Raw genomic sequence first — 19,475 nt, 5'->3', positions numbered from 1 at the left:
TTCTCAAGAATGAGAATCCGGCGGTCGCGCGACGATCGCGAGCGGTCGGCGGGACGGGCCGGCCGATCGAGCGGTCGGGAGGCGGCGAGCGCCACCCGGCCGATGCTTACCGGGTGGAGTCGGATTGCGCGTCCGTCGGCGGGGTCTCGTCGTCACCGCTCACGTCGTTCCGGTTCGGCTCGGCATCCGGATCCGAGTCCGCGTCCCGCTCTGCGTCCGGCGTCGACGCGGCGTCCGACCGGTCGCTCGAGTCGCCCGCGAATTCGAACACTTCGCCCTCGCTCGCCTCGTCGTCGGACCGTTCGTCGGCGACCGAACGCGAGTCCGAATCGGCTTCGGGGGCCTCGGCGTCGTCGGCGCCCGCTTCGGTCGACTCGGCCGCCGTCGCCGCTCGGTCGTCGTCACTCCCGTCGAGGTCGAACCCGGCCTCGGAACTCGCAGCGTCGGTCTCGAACCGAGCGAGCGCGCTCGAGAGCTGGGTCGCCTGCTGGCTCAACTGGTCGGCCGACGCGGAAACTTCCTGCATGGAGCTGGTCTGTTCCTCGGCGGCCGCGGCGACGGTCTGGGCCTCGGCAGTCGTCTCCTCGGAGATCGTCGCAACTTCGTCGACCATCGCGACGACTTCCTGGGTGGCCGCCGCCTGCTCCTCGGTGGCCGAGGAGATCTCCTGAACGCCGTCGTTGGTCTCAGCCGCGTACTCGGCGATGTCGTCCAGCGCTGCGACCACGTCGGTCACGAGATCGTTGACCCGCTCGATCTCCTCGCTGGTCCGGTCGACGACTGCCGACGACTCCTCGGTCTGGCTCTGCAGTGCCTCGAGACGCTCGTCGATCTCGGCGGCCGCGTCCTTCGTGTCCGCCGAAAGCTCTTTGACCTCGGCGGCGACCGCGCTGAACCCTTCGGCGTCGGCGCCGTCGGCCGAGCGCGAGGCCTCGATGTTGGCGTTGAGCGCGAGCATGTTCGTCTGGTCGGCGATCTCCGCGATCGTGTCGGTCAGATCCTCGATCTGGTCGATTTGGGCTCGAAGTTCCTCGAACTCGGCGACGACGTCCTCGTACTCCGCTTCGAGGTCGTCGAAGGCGTCGATGGCGGTTTCGGCGGTTTCGCGGCCGTCCCGGCCGGTGGTGGCGGTTCGCTCGGCGACGTCGGCGACGTCGTTCGAGGAGGCGGCGATCTCCTCGGTCGTCGTCGATAGCGTGTTCATCTCCGAGTCGATCGACTGTAGCGACTGGTGCTGTCGGTCGGCGCCGTCGGAGATCTCCTGGATCGACTCGCTGACCTCCTGGCTCGCCCGCTGGACCTCCTCGCTCGAGGCGGTCACCTCCTCGGAGGCGGTCGCGACCTCCGTCGCGAACTGGTTCAGGCCGGCGACGGTCGCCTCGAGATCGGCCAGCATGGCGTTGAACTCCTCGCCGATCGCCGTCAGGGCCTCGTTCTCGCTCTCGGGATCCATTCGGACGGTGAGATCGCCGTCGGCGGCGTTTCGCATCACGTCGCTGTACTCGTCGGCTTTCGCCTCGAGGTGGGTGTTCATCCGCTGGACCCGCTCGCGCTCCTGCTCGGCCTCGGCCCTCGCCGATTCGGCGTCCTCGATCTGAGCCTTCAACTCGTCGCGCATCGATCCGAAGCCGTCGTAGAGGCGGCCGATGTTGTCGATTCGGGCCGTCGAGAAGTCGACGTCGAGATTCCCGTCCTCCATCTCGGCGACCTTTTCGGTGAGTCGATCGATCGATCGCGAGGTGTTGCGACCGAGCACCGCGCCGATGCACCCGACCAGCAGGAGGCCGGCGAGGGTCGCCATCATCCCGTACTGGTTGACCGTGTTCACGAAGCCGTACGCGTCGTCGGTCGACGTGTGCCGCAGGACGGTCAGTCCCATTTCGGTTCCGTGGTACGCGGCGACGTAACCGTCGGACGCGAGCCCGTACGGCTCCATTCGGACGGTTTCGCTCGGCTGATTATCGAACGTCATCGCGCCGGTGCGGGTCGGGTCGTCGCTCCCGAGGGCCTGCGCGAGGAAGCCGTCGTCGTCCGCGTACTCCCGCAGGAACCGCGCGTCGACGTAATCGTCCTGGAGCGCGTCCTGTCCCGTCCCGGAGAACGTATCGTCGAGGACCAGTCGACCGTCCTGATCGACGGCGAGCGTGACCGTGTCGTCGTCGACCGGGCCGCCGAAGTCCGCCATCAGATCTCGGAGGTCGTACGACATGACGATCGCCGTCTCGCTCGATCCGCTGGTGCTGATGTAGTAGGAGATGACCGGCGTCTCGCCGACGGCGTAGGCCTCCGTTCGCTTCGCGTCGACGGCCGACAGCTCGGCGTCGAGCTGGGCGGTGTCGGGGAAGTTGACGTCCTCGAGCGTCGTCGCGTTTTCGGCCGTCGTCGCCAGGAGCTCGTGGCTCTCCTGATCGACGTAGTGGATGTTCACGACGCGGCTCGAGAGATCGAGCTGGAGGTCGTAGAGGTACGACTGGATCTCGTCCACGTCACCCGATTCGACGACGGGCGTGTTGGACGAACTCGACGTCCGACGCCTGTTTTGCTCGTTCCAGTTGTCGATCGTGGTCGCCTCCTGCTGGGCGACCGTTTGCTGCTCCTCGAGCGCGTTCGCTTCGACGCTGTCGGTCAACTGTGCGGTCCCGACGAAGCCGATCGCGGCGATCGAAACGCCGAGCAGTAACAGGGCGATTCCGAACTTGAGCGCGTAACTCCGCCTGATTGCGGATGGAACTAGCCGTCGGATACGTTCGAACATTGCGGTAACAGAGAGATAGGGGCCAAAAAAAGTTGCCGTTCTGCCAGCGCGAGTGAGACTCCGTTCGAGTGATACCATACCGCCGGTCGACGCGGGTCCGAGGGTTCAAGCGGTTTCGGCCCGAACGAGGGCGGTGAACGGATGGAAAAAACGCCACGCGGGACGTCGGTCGGCGTCGACGATCCCTACGAGTTCGCGGGCGTCTGCGATCACCTCACCGGCGAGGGGAAGTGCCGCTACGCCTTCGACCACTACGAGCACGACCCCGAGTTCGCCCGCGAGCGCGCCGCCGACGACTACGAGTGTCCCGTCGTCGACCCCGAAACCGACCAGTCGTGGGCCGACTGTCCCCACTTCCGGTCGCGCAACCACGACCGGGAGTGCGTCCGCTGCGGCCTCGAGGAGAAGCGGCTGGCCCACGACGACGAGCGACCGCTGCTCGAGGAACACCACCTCTCCTACGATCGCGACGGCGAGACGCTGTCCCACGAGATCACGATCTACCTCTGTCGGTGGTGCCACGCCAAGGTCCACAACTCGTGGGCGCGGATCACCGACGACGCCGCGCCCGATCCGGACGCGATCGCGGCCCTCGAGCAGCGCCGCGGCCGCGAGCAGGCGGAGTTAGGGTTCGAGTCGGCCGCGGAGCGGTACGGGGACGACGAGTAACCGAGCGGTGGCGATCTACCGCGACGGGCGGCACTCGCCGGGTCATCGCTTACCCGCCGGCCCGTCCCACCCGTTCCCATGCCATCGGTACTCCTCTACGGGTCGTACGGATTCGTCGGGAACCTCGTGGCCCGAGACGCGATCGACCGTCTCAGCGACGGCGACGCCGACTTCGACCTTCTCCTCGCCGGCCGCGACCCCGAACGGCTCCGCGAGCAGGTCGACGACCTCGAGCGCCCGGGCTACCGGTTCGCGCTCGACGATCCCGACACCGTCGCCGAGGCGCTCGAGCGGGCCGACCCCGACTGCGTGTTGAACTGCGCCGGCCCGTTCTCGAACACCGCTGGACCGCTCGTCGAGGGCTGCGTTCGGACCGGCACCGACTACGTGGACATCACGGGCGAGATTCCGGTCATCGAATCGATCCGAGAGCGGGGTGCCGACGCGGCCGAGGCCGGCGTCACGCTGTTACCGGCCGCCGGCTTCTCCGCGGTGCCGATGGACTGTCTGGCCGCCCACCTCGTCGACCGACTCCCCGAGGCCGACGCGCTCGCGATGGGCGTCGACTCGCTGCGCCCGCCATCGATCGGCACCGTCAGGACCGTCATCGAGGGCCTCGAGGACGGCGGGGCCGTCTACCGCGACGGCCGCCTCGAGCACGTCCCGACGGCGTGGCGAACCCGCCGGATCGACTTCGGCCGCGGCGAGCGCCCCGCGGTCACGATGCCGATGGGCGACGTGTCGACGGCCCACTACACGACCGGCGTACCGAACGTCGAAGTCTACGCGCTCATGCCCCAGCCCGCCCGCTTCGCGCTGAAAGCACACCGCTATCTGGCGCCGCTGCTCGAGCCGACGCCCGTCCGCGAGAGTCTGAAGTGGCTCGCGGGGCTGGTTCGCGAGGGACCGGCCTCGTGGTCGCGAAAGCGCGGCTCGGCGTACGTCTGGGGCGAAGCGCGCGTCGAGGGCGACGGCAATGAGGGCGAGTCCGGCGACGACGGTGAGCCGACCGAACGCGTCGTCTCCCGGCTGCAAACCCCGGACGCCTACGTCGTGACCGTCGACGCCGCGCTGGCGGCGACCGAACGGGTTCTCGAGGGCGACGCCGACGACGGGTTCCGGACGCCGGCCGGCGCGTTCGGGCCGGAGTTCGTGCTGGACCTCGAGGGGGTTGAGGGGTTCTTCGACGAATCGAAACCCGAATCGGAAGTCCCGGCGGTCGACGTGGCGGCGCCGTGAGCCGGTCGGACGAGAACGCGGACGAGTGGCGAGCGACGAGCGATGGACTCTCGCAGGGTCACACCCGATCCCCGCGCCCCCGTGCGGAGACGCTGTCCTCGGTCGTCGGGATCTCGCCCGTTTCCGCCAGGCTCTTGAACCGACCCAGTATCCGCCCGGCGACGATCTCCGGGGCGAAGCCGAGTCGCTCCATCGCCGCGTCGCCGACGGCTCCTCCTGGCGGCTCGTACTCGACCTCGAGCGTGACGATCGTGCCCCGGCCGCCCGGCTCCGGCTCGAACGAGACCGCGTACTCGTGAGTCACCGGCGCGCCCTCGCGGGCCTCCCAGCGCAGCCGATCGTCGTCGTCCTCGACGAGCCGGGTTTCCCACTCGTAGGTCCGATCGAGGGGGCCCTGCACCCGCCAGCGGTGGCCGTCTCCGGCGGCCGGTTCGGAAATTTCGGCGAACTCGCCGACGATTCGGCTCAACCGGTCCGGATCGCGCCAGTAGTCCGCGAGCTCGTCGGCGGACTCGCCGACCGTAATGGACCGATCGACAGCCGGTCGTCCCGTCTCGGTCTCCGCCTGCGGCATCAGTTGTTCGGTATCGACGCCGCTCGACTCGAGCAGCCGGTAGAGTCGGCTCCGTCCAGTGATCCCGCGGTAGACCAGCCCCCCGCCGGCGAGCGCGGTCGCCGCGCCGCCGAGCGATCGGCGCCGAAGGCCCCGCGCGACGAGCAGGCCGCCCAGCGCGACCGAGGCGATGCGCTCGCCGCGGCCCACGGTCCCTTGGGACTGAGAGTCCGATTCCGATCCGTTCGCGTCGGTCGTCGCGTCCGGTGCGTCGTCGCCCGTCCGTCGATCGTGCGAGTGCGAACTCATGACCTGTCCGCTCCGCTACGTACTCGAGCGAACATCGGCATTGGTGGTTGGGGCTGCGAATGCGGGGCGTCGACGTTGGCTCCCCCGCGACGGGCGGGATGCTGCTGCAGGCAGCAGGGGCTTTCCCCGCGGGCGCCCACCCACGAGTATGCGCGCTACCTTCACTGAGGACGACGTGGGCAAGACGGTCGAGGACGCCGGCGGGACGAAGATCGGCGTCGTCTCGTCCGTCGAGGACGGCACCGCCCTCGTCGAACCGGATCACGACGCGATAGAGTCGATCAAGTCCGGACCCGGCTGGAACCTGAACAGCGACGAGACGGTCCCGATCGGGCCCGACTCCGTGGACACGATTACCGACGAGGTCGTGCGACTCGAGGGCGGTCGCTCGTCGTCGAGCACCGACGAAGCGACGGGGACGCGGACGGACGCGAGCGACGGGGACGCGGACGAGCCGGTGGTCGAGCAGGACGAGGACACGGGCGGGCCGCGAAGCGTCGGCGCGTCGGACGTGCCGTCGGACCGGCGGACCAGACCCGATCAGCCGCAGGTCGAAGGCGAGGCGGGCGCAGACCGCCACGAGGACAACGAGGACGCGCCGCCCCACGGCGATCGAACGGTGACGAAGGAACGCGGCGAGGACGAAGACCGGTAGCGCCGCGAGGCGTCGCATCTACTCGGATTATTTTGCGAGACTGCCGCAACTACGACCGTCCGGTCCACCATCCGCCGTCGGGCGGCGCTCGAGGCGTCTTCAGTCGAGGATATCGCCCACGCGGCGCGGTTCGCCCTGCAGATTCGGCTGCTCGGCGACGATCTTCAGCACTTCGTGGTCGGTGACGTCGTAGTAGGACTTCTCCGTCGCCTCCTCGATCAGCTCCCGCTCGAGGCGGAACTCGGTGCCTTCATACACGACGTCGACGCCGTCGTCGTCGAACGCGAGGGTCGTCATGTCCGCTCGTAGGAGACGGGCTCCTAAAAACGGGTCGGCTGTGATCGACGGCTGAAACCGCGACACGGATCGCGGACGGGGACGCAAACGGACGGCGACGACGGCGCCGCCGAGATCGGTCCCGGCAACCCTGCCCCCCGATCCCCGACCCCCGACGGAGGCGGCGGCTCGAGGGACGACCCGTAACCGCGCGGACCGGAGTCGGCCGCGCGTCAGACGACGCACGAGGTTTATTACCGGGGGGTCACATTGGATGCGAGTGTGGCATTCAGCACGGATCCGCTAGACGAACTCGTCGTCCCCGACGGCACCGAAGCGAAGGAAGTCGCCCTCGAGACCGACGGTGACGTCCTCGTCGGCAGTCGGGCGACCGTCGAGTTCGGCGTGCGCGGTCGCAACGTCATCGCCGGCGAGGGCGTCGCGTTCGGCGGCGACATCGAGGCCGAGGGCGACTGCCGACTCGACATGTGGTGCGACGTCGCGGAGAACGTGCTGGTCGGCCAGGACGCCTACATCGGCGAGCGGGTCCACATCGGCGGCAAGCTGAAAGTCGCCGGCGACCTGGACATCGGCGACGACGTCGACATCGAGGAGGGGTTCGAGGCCAACGGCTGGATCGTCATCCGGAACCCGATGCCGACGATCGTCTTCCTGTTCGTCTACCTCAAGCACCTCCTGCTCATCGGCGAGGAGGACACCGCCCAGCAGCTCGTCTCAGAGCTCGTCGACGAGGAGGACGACGAGCCGGACGCGGAGCCGCTGGTGATCCCCCGGAACGCGACGGTCGGCGACGACGCCTGGCGAGTCTCGACGCCCGCGACGATCGGCGACGACTGTCGCCTCCACGGGAACGTCCGCGCCGAAACCATCGACGTCGGCGCCGACTGCAACATCTTCGGGAGCCTCCGCGCCCGCGGCGACGTCTCGGTCGGCCGGGGAACGCGGATCCACGGCGACCTCACCACACGCGACGGCGATGTCGTCATCGACGAGGACGCCCGCATCCTCGGGGACGTCTCCTGTCGGGACCTCACCCTCGAGCCCGGCGCCGAGATCGACGGCACGATTCGCGCCGACGGCGAGATCACGATGGGGACGACCGAACGCGAGCAGGAGTAGCGTCGGTTCGCCGTTCGATCGGTATCTGATTCGGCCCTCGATCCCGTGACCCGCAACTCGAGGACGATCCGCGGTAGACTCGATTCTCGACCACTGCTCGGACCGCGTGAGCGACAGCGTCCGGTACGTGACCGCGGTTACTTGCGGTCGGACTCGGAATACCTGAGTTCGTCGCCGGCGCCGTCGGCTGGCGCCGCATCGCCCCGCGGCGCACCGGCGGCGTCGGGAATCCGAAACCCGCCCTCCGACCGCGCGCTGAGTTCCCGCTGGGGATACGGGATGTCGATGCCCTCGCGCTCGTAAGCCGCTTTGAGTTCGTGGACGACCGACCGCAGCGTCGTCCACTTCTTGTGTGCGTTCGGCCGGCGGATCCAGAACCGACACTCGAGCGCGATCGCCGAGTCGCCGAACTCGGTCGGCACGATCTGCGGCTTGGGCGCTGGAGCGACGTCGTCGACGCTCTCGATCGCCTCGAGCGCGACGTCTTCGGCCCGCTCGAGGTCCGTCTCGTAGTCGACGCCGATCTCGAGGCGCAGCCGCAGTCGGTCGCGCTTGCTGCGGTTGACGACGGTACTGCTCGAGACGTGGTCGTTCGGCAGGACGATGATCTCGCCGTCGAAGCTCCGCAGGCGCGTGTTGATGATCGTGATGTCGACGACCGTCCCCTCCCTGTCGCCGATCTGGACCCAGTCGCCGATTTCAAACGGCCGAGCGAACATCAGTACGAAGCCGGCGATGAGCGACCCGAGCGTCTGGCGGGCGGCCATCCCGACGACGATGCCGAGGAAGCCGGCCCCGACCAGCAGGCCGCCGAGGTCGATCGGCCACAGCGAGAGCGCGGCCAGCCCGGCCGCCAGGAAGATCGTCACCTGCAGCACGCGGAAGACGACCCCCTCCTGGTGGGCCGTGACGTAGGTCGCGTCCGCGAGCCACTCCTCCAGGCGCCGCTCGAGATACCGGGTGCCGACGATCGCGCCGGCCAACAGCCCGACGGTCAAAACGAGACGGACGACGTACGGACCCGTGCGCTCGACCGCCGCGAGCGCGTCCACCGCGAGGTCCGCGTACCCCCAGACGACGAGCAGGAGCAGGCCGGCCGTCGCGAGGACGATCCCCTGTAGCGATCTGATCGCCGCCCGCATCGGGAACGGCACGTCGGTCACCTCGTCGATCGTCTCGAGGACGCCGCCGGCCTCGCTCTCGCGGAGCCGCCGGCCAACGTACTCCACCGTCCGGCGGACGACCGTCGGCGCGACGACGAACCCGACCGCGATCGCGAGCCCGACCACGCCGGCGCTGACCGCGAGCCGTCCCTCGGTCGAAGTAATCGCCTCGAGCGCCGCCTGCACCGTCTCCACGTACCCGATCACTGTCGACAATCGTCCCGACCGTACGGACGGCCGGCATATCTGACTGGTGGCCGCGGTCGCCGGACGGGTCAGCGGGCGGCGGACGACGAACTACGTTATATAATCACTAACAATGATTGTGCTCGAGCGCGTAGCCTCATCGGTGGCGCTCATCGCCGAATTCGAACTGCACACGCCCGTCCTGCGGGGAGCGGCGCGAGCGGCCCGAAAACTCCGCCTCGAGGAGGCGGGGGTCGAATCCGAGGAGTCGACGCTGCTCCTGCGGGCGGTCACCGACGACGCCGACGCGTTCGAGGCGGCACTCGAGGCGGACGCGAGCGTTCGCCGCTACGCGGCGCTCGAGAAGACGGCTGCACGACGACTGTACAGCGTCGGGGTGACCGACGACGCGGCATCGCGGCTCGTCTACTCGGTCGCCGCCGACCACGACGTCGCGATCCTCGAGTTCGTCGTCGCCGACGAGACGGTCGTTCGAGCCCGCGCCCCGTCCCGGGACGCGCTCTCGGCCTACCGCGAGCGCTGTTTCGAGCGGAGCGTCGACGTCCGCCTCCGGCGGCTCTACCCCGAACGGGACCCCGACGACGATCCATACGGCGTCACCGAACCCCAGCGCGAGGCGCTTCGGACCGCGCTCTCGGCGGGCTATTTCACCGTGCCGCGGGAGACGACGCTCGCCGAACTCGCGACGGCGTTTGACATCACCGATCAGGCCCTCTCCGCGCGACTCCGTCGCGGGCAGGCGAACCTGCTCGAGAACACGTTAGCCGACGACGGCGGCTGACGACTGTGCGGCGATGCGGCCGCGCTCTCCGCTCGAGGCGTCCGTTCCGACGCGCCCGATTGCTCCGCGACGATCTGTGATACCCTGCGAGGATCCGCGACGACCGTAGTCAGTAAATCAGTTCGTCGTCGTTCTCGACCATGTACAGCGTCCGCGCGGCGATGTTGACCGCGTGGTCGCCGACGCGCTCGAGGTCCCGAATCGTCAGCAGGAGCCGCGAGACGTCCTGCAGGAGGCGTTCGACCTCGTCCGGCTCCTCGAGTTCGCGCTCGATGAGGTCGCGGACGACGATCTCGCTGGCCCGCTCGGCGAACTGATCGAGTTCGTCGTCGCGGGCAGCCAGCTCCCGACAGCTGTCGGTGTTCTCGGTGTCGTAGGCCATCATCGCCTCCTCGATCATGTCGAGGGTCATCTCGCCCATCTCCTGGACGTCGACGTCGGGGAACAGGTTCTCCTCGGCCTCGAGGGTGTACTCGCCGAGGTTGACCGCGAGGTCGGCGATCCGCTCCAAGTCCGTCGTGATCTTGAACGACGCCGCGATAAAGCGCAGGTCGCTCGCGACGGGCTGCTGGAGCGCCAGCAGGTCGATGCAGTCCTGCTCGAGGTCGAGGTACATCCGGTTGATCTCGCCGTCGCCCTCGATGACCTCCCGAGCGAGGTCCTTGTCTTTCTGCTCGAGCGCGTCGAGTCCCATGCGAAGTCGCTCCATGACGACTTCGCTCATATAGAGGATATCCTCGCGGAGTTCCGCGAGTTGCTCCTGATACGATTTCCGAGCCATACCGGAGACACGACGGGCGTCACTGATAAAGGTTGTAGGCCGACTCCGGCGGGCGAGGTGGGCGAGCTGGTCTGAAGGCGAGCCGGCGGTCGAGCTGGGTCGGCGGTCGCAGGTTCCGGAACCGTCTCGAGGGCTCTGCGTCAGTCCCCCGCCGGGACCGACCCGCCGCGCCGATCCGCCGCGTCTCCGGCGGCGAGCGGCAGTTCGAGCACCACCGTCGCCCCCTGCAATCCGCCGCCGATCGCGTCGCGACCGGCGTCCGCGGCGCCGGGCTCGCTCCGGTTTTCGTTCGCGGTCCGGTCGGCGTCGGGACCGGAGCCCGAATCGGGACCGCGACCGTCGGTCGCCGCCGTCCCGCGCGGAATGACGAGTCGACCGCCGTACCGGCTGCAGATCCAGTCGACCAGCCACAGTCCGATGCCGCCGGTGTGGTTGACCTGCGAGATCGCTCGCTCGCCGGTGATGACCGACACCTCGTCTGCCGGAATGCCCGGGCCGTCGTCGGCGACGATGACCAGAACCTGGTCGGTTTCGACGTCGATGTCGACCGTCACCGCGACGGTCGGCGACGCCCCGGCGTGATCGACGACGTTCGCGAACAGTTCGTCGATCGCCAGCGCGATCTCGTCCCCGCAGGCCGCGACCGCCCGATCCGGCCCGCTGACGGTGACGTCCTCGAGCGACCGGCCGGGGTCGGCTTCGTCTGCGCCGGCCGCAAATCCCGCGACTCGCTCGCGGACGAGCGTCGCGACATCTGTTCGCGGGGCCGCGTCCGCGGCGTCGGTCCCGCCGTCGCCCTCCTCCCCGACCGGATCGAGCAACTCCTCGGTCGTTCGCGCCCGCTCCGCGAGCTCGAGCAGGTCCCGCGTCGTCCGCCGGATCTCCGCCGCCGCCTCCCGGTCGTCGCCGTCGAGCGACGACTCGAGGTCGCTCGCGCGTCCGATGACGACGTTGAGCGTGTTCCGCAGGTTGTGCCGCAGGATGCGGTTGAGCACGAGGAGCATCTGCTCGCGCCGCCCGAGGCTCGCGCCGAGGCGGGCCAGCGCGTCGTCGATCCGGCGCCACTCGGCGGCGCCGCTGATCGACGGCCCGGCGTCGTACTCCCGGCGCTCGAGCGCGCGAACGCGCTCGAGGAGGCGGCCGATCCGGCGCACCTGCGAGCGGTAGACCCAGACGCCGAACGCGATCACCGACCCGAGCAACGTCACGCCAGAGACGGCCTGTATCGCCGCGAGGCGGGTGACCGGCCACGCGATCGCGGTCCGATCGCGGTGTTCGGTCACCGTCCAGTCGACGGTCTCGAGGTCGGCCTCGGCGGTGATGGTCGCGCCCGCGTTCCCGCTGCCGCGTCCGTTCTCGGAGATCTCCTCGACCGTCGAAAACAGCGTCTCGCCGTTGGCCGCGACCGTGGTCGCGCCGCGCTCGTCGCGTAGCGGTTCGAACAGATCGGTCCCGTGAAGGTGATAGGTTCCGGTGAGCGCGCCGACCACCTCGCCGTCCGCGCGGATCGGCGCGGTGATCGCCACGACCCGGTTGCCGGTTTCGGCGACGAACGGCTCGCTGACGTACTGCTCCCCCTCGAGCGTTCGCTGTACGTATTCCCTGTCGCTGATGTCCATTCGCATGACGTCCATCGACTGGCCGTGGTCGGTGACGAGCCACCGGACGCGCCCCTTCTCGTCGACCACCGACGCCCCCTCGAAGGCCGACTGGTTGACGAACGCCTCGAGCGCGCGTCGCTGTTGGAGGGTGCCGTGCGCCGCGAGGACCGGGTTCGTCGCGCCGACGGCGACCGTCCGCCGGTGGGACCGAATTCGGTCGTCGAGCACCGCCGCCGAGCGTTCGGCGCGGTGCTCGACCGACGCTTCCGCCCCCTCCGCGACGTCCGTCCGGTGGGCGGTAAACGTCACTGCGAGGACGGCTCCCGATACGAGAAGGACGAGGAGAAACGCGACGGCGTATCGGTGAGCCAGCCTCATTCGTGCGTACTTCGACCGTAGTTATCAGATCATCATTACACTTGTGGCTGTTCTGATAATTATTTGACCTGAATAACCGATTCTAATTACGTTCGGATACGAAGCGCTCGGCGACACGGTCGGATCGACGACGGGACGCAAGGGAAGCAGTCAAACGGGGAAAGCGCAGGAACGGAGTTGCGACGAATGCACGCCGAGGGACGACGCTCACGATGTGAGCCGCGACGACGGAGATATGCCGGAGAAAACGGGCGGGTCCGCTATCCGAACTTCCCGGTGATGTAATCCTCGACCCGGTCGTGTTCGGGGTTCTCGAAGATCTTGTTCGTGTCGTCGTACTCGACGAGTTCGCCGCCGGTCAGGAAGACGGCGGTCTTGTCGGAGATGCGGGCGGCCTGCTGCATGTTGTGCGTGACGATGATGACCGTGTACTCCTCGGCGAGGTCCTCGATGAGGTCCTCGATCTTCGAGGTCGCGACCGGGTCAAGCGCCGAGGCCGGCTCGTCCATCAGGATCACTTCCGGGTCCGGCGCGATGGCGCGGGCGATACAGAGCCGCTGTTGCTGCCCGCCCGAGAGGTCCAGCCCGCTCGAGTCGAGTTGATCTTTCACTTCGTCCCAGAGCGCGGCGCGTCGGAGCGCCTTTTCGACGACTTCGTCGTAATCGGCGTCGATCCCCTGTACCTCGAGTCCGTAGGTGACGTTGTCGTAGATGCTCTTGGGGAACGGGTTCGGGTGCTGGAACACCATGCCGATCTTGCGCCGCAGGGCGACGGGATCGACGTCGTCGTCGTAGACGTTCTTCCCCTCGAAGCGGAGTTCGCCCTCGACCCGCGCGGCGTCGACGAGGTCGTTCATCCGGTTGATACACCGGAGGAAGGTCGATTTCCCGCAGCCGGACGGGCCGATGATCGCCGTGACCTGCTTGGCGGGGATCTCGATGTCGATCGATCGAAGGGCCTGGACGTCGTCGTAGAAGACGTCGAGATCCTCCGACTCGATCACGGTTCGACTCTCGCCCCCGGACGGAGCCGCGCTCTCGTCGACGTCGATCGACGAGTCCACGAGGGGGTCGGTCGTCGGGTCGGAGGCCCCGATGTCGTTACTCGCGAGTCCCTCGTTCCCCTCGTCTGTCGGTTGGCTGTCAGTGCGGCTGTCCGGGTCGCTCATTTGATCTTGTGTCATGGTCAGTCTCGGCGTTGATACTTGTTACGGATGATGATGGCAGCACCGTTCATCAGCAGGAGGACGACCAGCAGCGTCATGACGCCGGCCGCGAGGACGCCGTGCTGGAACGCGGGATCGATCTCGCTCGACCAGGTGTAGATCTGTCGCGGCATGGCGCTGAACTTGTCGGTGAAGGCGTCCGGCGCGATCCGAACCACCGCCGGTGCGCCGATGATAAGCAGCGGCGCCGTTTCGCCGATCGCCCGCCCCATCGCGAGGATGTTGCCGGTCATGATGCCGGGCAACGCCTCCGGGAGGACGACGTTCCGGACCGTCTGCCACCGGGTCGCGCCCATCCCGTAGGACGCCTGTCGCATCGAGTCCGGGACGGCACTGATCGCCTCCTGCGAGGAGATGATGACGATCGGGAGGATCAGCAGCCCGACGGTGAACCCGCCGACGAGGGCCGTCCCGGAGCCGAGCCCGCCCTGCCGAATAAACAGCGCGAGCCCGAGGATGCCGTAGACGACCGACGGAACGCCGGCGAGGTTCCCGATGTTGACTTCGATCAGATCGACGAGCCGCCCCCAGCGCCCGTTTTCGGGAGCGTACTCCTCGAGGTAGACGGCGGCGCCGACCCCGACCGGGAACGCGGAGACGACGATGACCAGCAGCATCATCACCGAGCCGACCAGCGGCGGGTAGAAGCCGGCGTCTTCGGGCGTTCGCGACGGAGTGCTCGTGAGGAAGCCCCAGTCGAGCCACGGGTCGGGACCGGCGAAGCCGAGCGCGTCCGTGAGGAGGACGCCGGCGACGATCCCGCCGACGACGATGACCGGGAACGCGAGTCCGGTCGTGCCGACGCCGCGGCGAACGACGCTTTCGACATAGAGGCCGACGGGGACGGCGGCGACGACGACCAGCAGCATCCACACGACCGTGCTGAGGCCGACGAGCGGGGCGATCCCCAGTCCGGCCCCCGCGGCGACCAGCGTCAGGCCCGCCGCGATAGCCCCGTCGCGGTCGTTCTCGCGCTGTCTGCGCACGAACCAGCCGACGACGACCGCGATCGGCGCGACGAACGAGGCAAGCAACGCGATCCCCTCGGTCGGCAGAACGGGCAGCGAGAGGATGATATCGGGGACCAGAGCGAGCGCGACGGCCGGCACCGCGACCAGCACGAGGAGTCGCTCGAGGCTCGCTTCCGTTCGAACGCGGCTGTGGGCGTAGACGACCGCGCCGGCGAGGGCGAGGGCGACGAGGATCGAGAGCCACCGATAGACGCTGACGATGTGTTCGAACGTGATGAACACGCCGCCGGCGAGCAGCAGCGAGACGACGGGGAGCCCGAGCGCGATGGCCGCGGTCTCGCCGGCCCTCGTATCGCGGGCGTAGTAGTAGCCCGTCGCGCCCAGCACCGGAAGTAGGACCGTCGCGGCGAAGGTGAGCAGCCAGCCGGTGTCGGCCGAGAACGGTCTGAAAGCGTCGTTCGCGACGTACAGGAGGAGCACGAAGACGGAAAGCAGGGCCACCAGGGTGGCGCCCAGACAGAGGGATTTGAACGCCTGGCCGCGAATGCGGCTGACGGCCTCGTCCGTGCCGTACCACTCGGGGGTACGCTGATCGGTCGCCATTATCGGTACACCTCCGTCGGTTCGTCGGTCGCGATCATTGGTACTCCTCCTGGTATCGTGCTGCGACGTAGTCGCTCGCGAGGTTCATCGAGAACGTGATCACGAACAGCGTCAGCCCGAGCGCGAACATGCTGAGGTACGTCGCCGAGCCGCCGGTCGCGTCGCTCGTCACGGCGTTTACCATCCCTGCGGTCATCGGCTGTCCCGAATTGAGCAGGTTGTTCAGCGGGTTCGAGAAGTCGAACATCCGCGGCCGCAGGCCGGCGGCCATCACGACGATCATGGTCTCGCCGATCGCCCGCGAGAGCGCGAGGATGAACGACGAGAAGATGCCCGAGACGGCGGCCGGAATCACGATGCCGGTCGACACCTCGTACTTCGTCGCACCCATCCCGTAGCCGGCCTGTCGGAGCGAGTCCGGGACCGAACTCATCGCGTCCTCGGAGAGGGACGACACCATCGGGATGATCATGATGCCGACCATGATGGAGGCGCTCAGCAGGTTGAACGTGCTGACCGGGATCCCGATCGCCTGCAGCGCGGGCGTCAGATAGACCAGCGCGAGATAGCCGTAGACGACCGTCGGAATCCCCGCCAGGATCTCGAGCGCCGGTTTGAGCACCGACCGCATTCGTTCGCTCGCGTACTCGCTGAGGTAGACGGCCGCCGCGACGCCGATCGGAACGGCGACCATCGCCGAGACGACGGTGATGACCATCGTCGCGCTCACGAGCGGCCAGACGCCGAAGTTCCCCCCGTCGCCGCGGACGAACCACTCGGTTTCCGTGAAGAACTCCGCGGCCGGGACCATCTGGAAGAACTTGAGCGCGTCCCGCGTGAGCGTGACGATGATACTGACCGTCACGAACACGGTTAACGCGGCACAAGCGAACAGCAGCCACTTGTAGATACGTTCTTTGACGACTTGACCCGACGACGGCCGCGTCAGATCGACGTCTACTGATCGCTCACTCATCGTTGGGTGGTTGTTGAACTGCCATCGTGAATCGTTCGATTTGACCGCCTCAGTTTACCGCGCTCTCGAGCTTCTCGAGGTTCTCCTGAACCTGCTCGTCGCTGGCCGGGACGTAGCCGACGTTAGAGACGGTGTCGGTCCCCGACTGCTCGATGTAGAACTTAACGAAGTTGTAGACCGGCTCCCGCTCGAGCGACTGCTTGCTGACGTAGATGTACAGCGGTCGCGCCATCGGGTACGTGCCCTCGCTGGCCGCCTCGAGACTGGGTGCGGTGCACTCGCCGTCCTCGCTTTCCTTGATCTCGAGGGCTTTGAGCTGGTCCTCGTTCTCGCGGTAGTACGCGTAGCCGAAGTAACCGATCGCGTTTTCGGTCGAGGAGATCCCCTGAACGAGTTCGTTGTCGTTTTCGGTCTGTTGGTACTGGGTGACGTGGTTCCCGCTGTCGCCGATCACGTTGTTTCTGAACCAGTCGAACGTGCCGGACGTCGAGGGCGGTCCGTAGCGGACGATCTCCTCGTCGGGCCAGTCGGAGTTGACGTCGGACCACGTTTCGGCGCCGTTTTCGGACCAGATCTGGGCGAGTTCGTCGTAAGTGACGCAGTCGACCGGCGAATCGTTGTGGACGGCCATCGTGACCGCGTCGGCGCCGATCTGGAACTCGATCGGTTCAACCCCGTTTTCGTTACAGGCGCTCACTTCAGCCTCCTGAATCGGCCGCGACGCGCCGTTGATGTCGGAGTCGCCGGGACAGAAGTTGTTGCTGAACCCGCCGCCGGTCCCGGTCGGGTTGGTGGTGACGTTCACGCCGCCGTTCTCCTCCATGAACTTCTCGGCCATCGTGTCCGAGACGGGGAACACCGTGCTACTTCCCGTGACGACGACCCGTCCGCTTCCGCCATTGCCGTTTCCGCTGGAACTGTTTCCGTCGGACCCGTTCCCGCTGGCGTTGTTTTCGGTACAGCCGGCGAGGGAGAGCGCCCCAATCGAACCCGTCGCCGCCAGAACCTTCCGTCGAGAAACCGATCGGACCGAACGATCCGTCTGGGTATCAGCCATCAGGTGAACCTTTGACCGTATATAGAAATACGATGCTATGTTAGCTATATAGATCTACCCATACAGACGTAGTCGGGAGTTACCTGGCTAATTCGGCCCAAGGTGCGTTTTTCCGGCACCTGGGGCCTTCTATCGGTGGTCCCGAATCCGATAATTCGTACATATGAGTACGTAGGCCCGTGTACGAGAACACGACTATAGATATTAGGAAACTATATGGTGAACGGGTCATTGAGCCGTCGACGATACGGACGGACGGGGTCGATGCGGACGTAACCGCGACGCGAAAACGCAACCCGACGCGACGCCGGCGCCGATCGAAACCCGGTCGGAACGTCGGACCGACGCACGTTCCCCGCGCCACGCGTTCGACCGCCTCCGCTCGAACGGAACTGGAGCGAACGATCGGTCCGTCTCGCCGAGTGCGGCTTCGATCGAGCCGATCGCGGGTTTCGCCGCTCGGACTACATATCCCGCCGTTCGATCGCAGACTCGAGAGCGAAACGAGCGTTCGATCAGCGCGAGAGGCCGGTCAGTCGGGGTTACAACCAGTAAGCGGCGTCTCTCGAGAACTATAGAGGAGCGTGGATTTATAGGTATACGGCCGAATCGACTCGGTATGGAGACACGCAAGGTCCAGGTGACCGGTGGGTCGACCTACACCGTCTCGTTACCGAAGGACTGGGCGACCGCCAACGGCGTCAGTTCCGGGTCGACCGTCGAGTTCTATCCCGAGGACGACTCGCTGTTGTTGACTCCCCGAAGCGAGAGCGAACGCCAGGAGGGCACCCTCGACGTCTCCGATCTCGAGGGCGAACGCCTGACGCGAGCCGTGATGACGATGTACGTCAGCGGCTTCGACATCATCCGCCTCGAGGCGGGCCGGATCACGACCGACCAGCGCCGCGCGATTCGGGACGCTACGCAGAGTCTCGTCGGCGTCGAGGTACTGGAGGAGACCACCGACAGCGTCGTTATCCAGGACCTCCTCGATTCCTCGGAGCTGTCGATCGTCAACGCCGTCACGCGCATGCGGCTGATCGCGACCTCGATGCTCGCCGACGCCGTCACCGCCCTGGTCGAGAACGACGACGACATCGCCCTGGACGTCATCGAGCGCGACGACGACGTCGACCGGCTGTGGCTCGTCGTCTCGCGGATCTTCCGCGCGACGCTGCGCTCGCCCCGGGCCGCCGAGGAACTCGGGGTTCCCCGCGAGGACTGCTTCGACTACCACTCTAGCGCCCGGCAGCTCGAGCGCATCGCCGACCACGCCGCCAAGATCAGCCAGCTCGCGCTCAAACTCGAGGACGTTCCCGAGGACGTCGCGGACGCCCTGCTGGACCTGCACGCGGACGTCGAGGACATCCTCGAGAAGTCGATGGACGCGCTGTTCGCCGACGACACCGGCGAGGCGAACGAACTCGGCCACGCGGCCCGCCAGGCCGTCCTCGAGATCGACGAGCACACGCGGACGATCGACGATATGCTCCGCGACCTGGCCCCCGTCCAGGCCCAGTCGCTCGGGCTGATCGTCGATTCGCTGTCCCGCAGCGCCGACTACGGCGGGAACGTCGCCGAGACGGCGCTGCAGAAGGCGGCGCCTCGGCCCTGATACGAAAGTACCGAGGTCCAATCGACCTCGAGAACCGCCGTCGCGTCCGCTATCGGAGCGGAGAACCGATCCGTCGCGAGGCGAGCGGATCGCTATCGGAAAAGTGTCGGGTCGTTACTCCTCGAGCAGGACGGCGTTGACCTGCCCGGTCTGGCCGGGACGGGACGTCACGCGGGCGCGGCCCTCCGAGGTTTCGATGACGGCGCCTTTCGTGATGATGTTCCGGCGGACGTAGTTGGGGTTAGCTTCGTTCTCGACGACGTCCTCGATTTCGGCGGAGACGGTCTCGCCACCCTTGTTGACGCTAGCAATGTCTGTAGCGAGCGCGCGAGTCTTCGTGCCGTTGCCGTGGACGTCGATGGTCCGGAAGCGGGGCTCGCCGACCTGCGTTTCGGTCGGCAGCCGCCCGAGTTCGTCCTTGCGGCGCTTGCGAACGTTCTTCAGTCGACCGCCGGTGCGCTTGCGCGTAGAGCGTCCCTGGTCTTGCATACGCGGGAAAAGTCCCGGCGAATACTTGAAT

Annotated in this window: 17 protein-coding genes; 6 read left to right on the top strand and 11 right to left on the bottom strand. The window is 67.3% G+C overall.

The annotated features are described in order from the left end of the window. Window positions 1-106: 106 nt before the first annotated feature. The gene (locus ACYQ26_RS17010) at window positions 107-2,755 is read right to left on the bottom strand and encodes a methyl-accepting chemotaxis protein (RefSeq protein WP_459810075.1); all 2,649 of its coding nucleotides are present in this window, start codon (window positions 2,753-2,755) and stop codon (window positions 107-109) included. A 141-nt stretch (window positions 2,756-2,896) separates the two neighbouring features. Here ACYQ26_RS17010 and ACYQ26_RS17005 point away from each other — a divergent pair, with 141 nt between their 5' ends. After that, complete coding sequence (locus ACYQ26_RS17005; RefSeq protein ID WP_459810074.1) at window positions 2,897-3,424, top strand: DUF7097 family protein; 528 nt, start codon at window positions 2,897-2,899, stop codon at window positions 3,422-3,424. A gap of 78 nt (window positions 3,425-3,502) precedes the next feature. Continuing rightward, complete coding sequence (locus ACYQ26_RS17000) at window positions 3,503-4,663, top strand: saccharopine dehydrogenase family protein (protein ID WP_459810073.1); 1,161 nt, start codon at window positions 3,503-3,505, stop codon at window positions 4,661-4,663. Between the two features lie 58 nt (window positions 4,664-4,721). Here ACYQ26_RS17000 and ACYQ26_RS16995 read toward each other — a convergent pair whose 3' ends face one another. Next, the gene (locus ACYQ26_RS16995) at window positions 4,722-5,525 is read right to left on the bottom strand and encodes an SRPBCC family protein (RefSeq protein ID WP_459810072.1); all 804 of its coding nucleotides are present in this window, start codon (window positions 5,523-5,525) and stop codon (window positions 4,722-4,724) included. A 148-nt stretch (window positions 5,526-5,673) separates the two neighbouring features. On the opposite strand from ACYQ26_RS16995, the gene ACYQ26_RS16990 reads away from it, so the two are divergent. Beyond that, the gene (locus ACYQ26_RS16990; protein WP_459810071.1) at window positions 5,674-6,180 is read left to right on the top strand and encodes a hypothetical protein; all 507 of its coding nucleotides are present in this window, start codon (window positions 5,674-5,676) and stop codon (window positions 6,178-6,180) included. 99 nt (window positions 6,181-6,279) lie between these two features. Here ACYQ26_RS16990 and ACYQ26_RS16985 read toward each other — a convergent pair whose 3' ends face one another. Next, window positions 6,280-6,477 carry a DUF5800 family protein gene (locus ACYQ26_RS16985; RefSeq protein ID WP_013878228.1) on the bottom strand — a complete coding sequence of 66 codons (198 nt, stop codon included), beginning with the start codon at window positions 6,475-6,477 and terminating at the stop codon, window positions 6,280-6,282. Between the two features lie 261 nt (window positions 6,478-6,738). Between ACYQ26_RS16985 and ACYQ26_RS16980 the strand changes: the two genes are divergently transcribed. Continuing rightward, a complete protein-coding gene (locus ACYQ26_RS16980; protein ID WP_459810070.1) occupies window positions 6,739-7,596 on the top strand; it encodes a polymer-forming cytoskeletal protein in 858 nt (285 codons plus the stop codon). A gap of 137 nt (window positions 7,597-7,733) precedes the next feature. Here the strand turns inward: ACYQ26_RS16980 and ACYQ26_RS16975 are convergent, their stop codons facing one another. Beyond that, window positions 7,734-8,966, bottom strand: coding sequence for a mechanosensitive ion channel family protein (locus tag ACYQ26_RS16975; RefSeq protein ID WP_459810758.1), 1,233 nt, complete (start codon window positions 8,964-8,966; stop codon window positions 7,734-7,736). 142 nt (window positions 8,967-9,108) lie between these two features. Between ACYQ26_RS16975 and ACYQ26_RS16970 the strand changes: the two genes are divergently transcribed. Then, a complete protein-coding gene (locus tag ACYQ26_RS16970; protein WP_459810069.1) occupies window positions 9,109-9,747 on the top strand; it encodes a helix-turn-helix domain-containing protein in 639 nt (212 codons plus the stop codon). A gap of 109 nt (window positions 9,748-9,856) precedes the next feature. Here ACYQ26_RS16970 and phoU read toward each other — a convergent pair whose 3' ends face one another. From phoU to ACYQ26_RS16940, 6 genes are all read right to left on the bottom strand, one after another. After that, a complete protein-coding gene (gene phoU, locus ACYQ26_RS16965) occupies window positions 9,857-10,528 on the bottom strand; it encodes a phosphate signaling complex protein PhoU (RefSeq protein WP_459810068.1) in 672 nt (223 codons plus the stop codon). A gap of 140 nt (window positions 10,529-10,668) precedes the next feature. Next, window positions 10,669-12,507 carry a sensor histidine kinase gene (locus ACYQ26_RS16960; protein WP_459810067.1) on the bottom strand — a complete coding sequence of 613 codons (1,839 nt, stop codon included), beginning with the start codon at window positions 12,505-12,507 and terminating at the stop codon, window positions 10,669-10,671. 260 nt (window positions 12,508-12,767) lie between these two features. Further along, entirely contained in the window at window positions 12,768-13,691 is a 924-nt protein-coding gene (gene pstB / locus ACYQ26_RS16955) for a phosphate ABC transporter ATP-binding protein PstB (protein WP_459810066.1), read from the bottom strand. Between the two features lie 2 nt (window positions 13,692-13,693). Further along, window positions 13,694-15,307, bottom strand: coding sequence for a phosphate ABC transporter permease PstA (gene pstA, locus ACYQ26_RS16950; RefSeq protein WP_459810065.1), 1,614 nt, complete (start codon window positions 15,305-15,307; stop codon window positions 13,694-13,696). A gap of 34 nt (window positions 15,308-15,341) precedes the next feature. Beyond that, on the bottom strand, window positions 15,342-16,283 hold the full coding sequence (gene pstC / locus ACYQ26_RS16945) for a phosphate ABC transporter permease subunit PstC (RefSeq protein WP_459810064.1): 942 nt from the start codon (window positions 16,281-16,283) through the stop codon (window positions 15,342-15,344). A gap of 49 nt (window positions 16,284-16,332) precedes the next feature. After that, window positions 16,333-17,340, bottom strand: a complete 1,008-nt coding sequence (locus ACYQ26_RS16940) for a phosphate ABC transporter substrate-binding protein PstS family protein (protein ID WP_459810063.1) — start codon at window positions 17,338-17,340, stop codon at window positions 16,333-16,335. A 619-nt stretch (window positions 17,341-17,959) separates the two neighbouring features. Between ACYQ26_RS16940 and ACYQ26_RS16935 the strand changes: the two genes are divergently transcribed. Then, window positions 17,960-18,955, top strand: a complete 996-nt coding sequence (locus tag ACYQ26_RS16935; protein ID WP_459810062.1) for a PhoU domain-containing protein — start codon at window positions 17,960-17,962, stop codon at window positions 18,953-18,955. 114 nt (window positions 18,956-19,069) lie between these two features. Here the strand turns inward: ACYQ26_RS16935 and ACYQ26_RS16930 are convergent, their stop codons facing one another. Further along, entirely contained in the window at window positions 19,070-19,444 is a 375-nt protein-coding gene (locus tag ACYQ26_RS16930) for a 30S ribosomal protein S8e (protein ID WP_459810061.1), read from the bottom strand. Window positions 19,445-19,475: the final 31 nt, after the last annotated feature.

The organism is Halopiger thermotolerans (assembly GCF_054654555.1).
The sequence above is the reverse complement of the archived record's forward strand: the minus strand, read 5'-3'. Positions and strand labels throughout refer to the sequence as shown.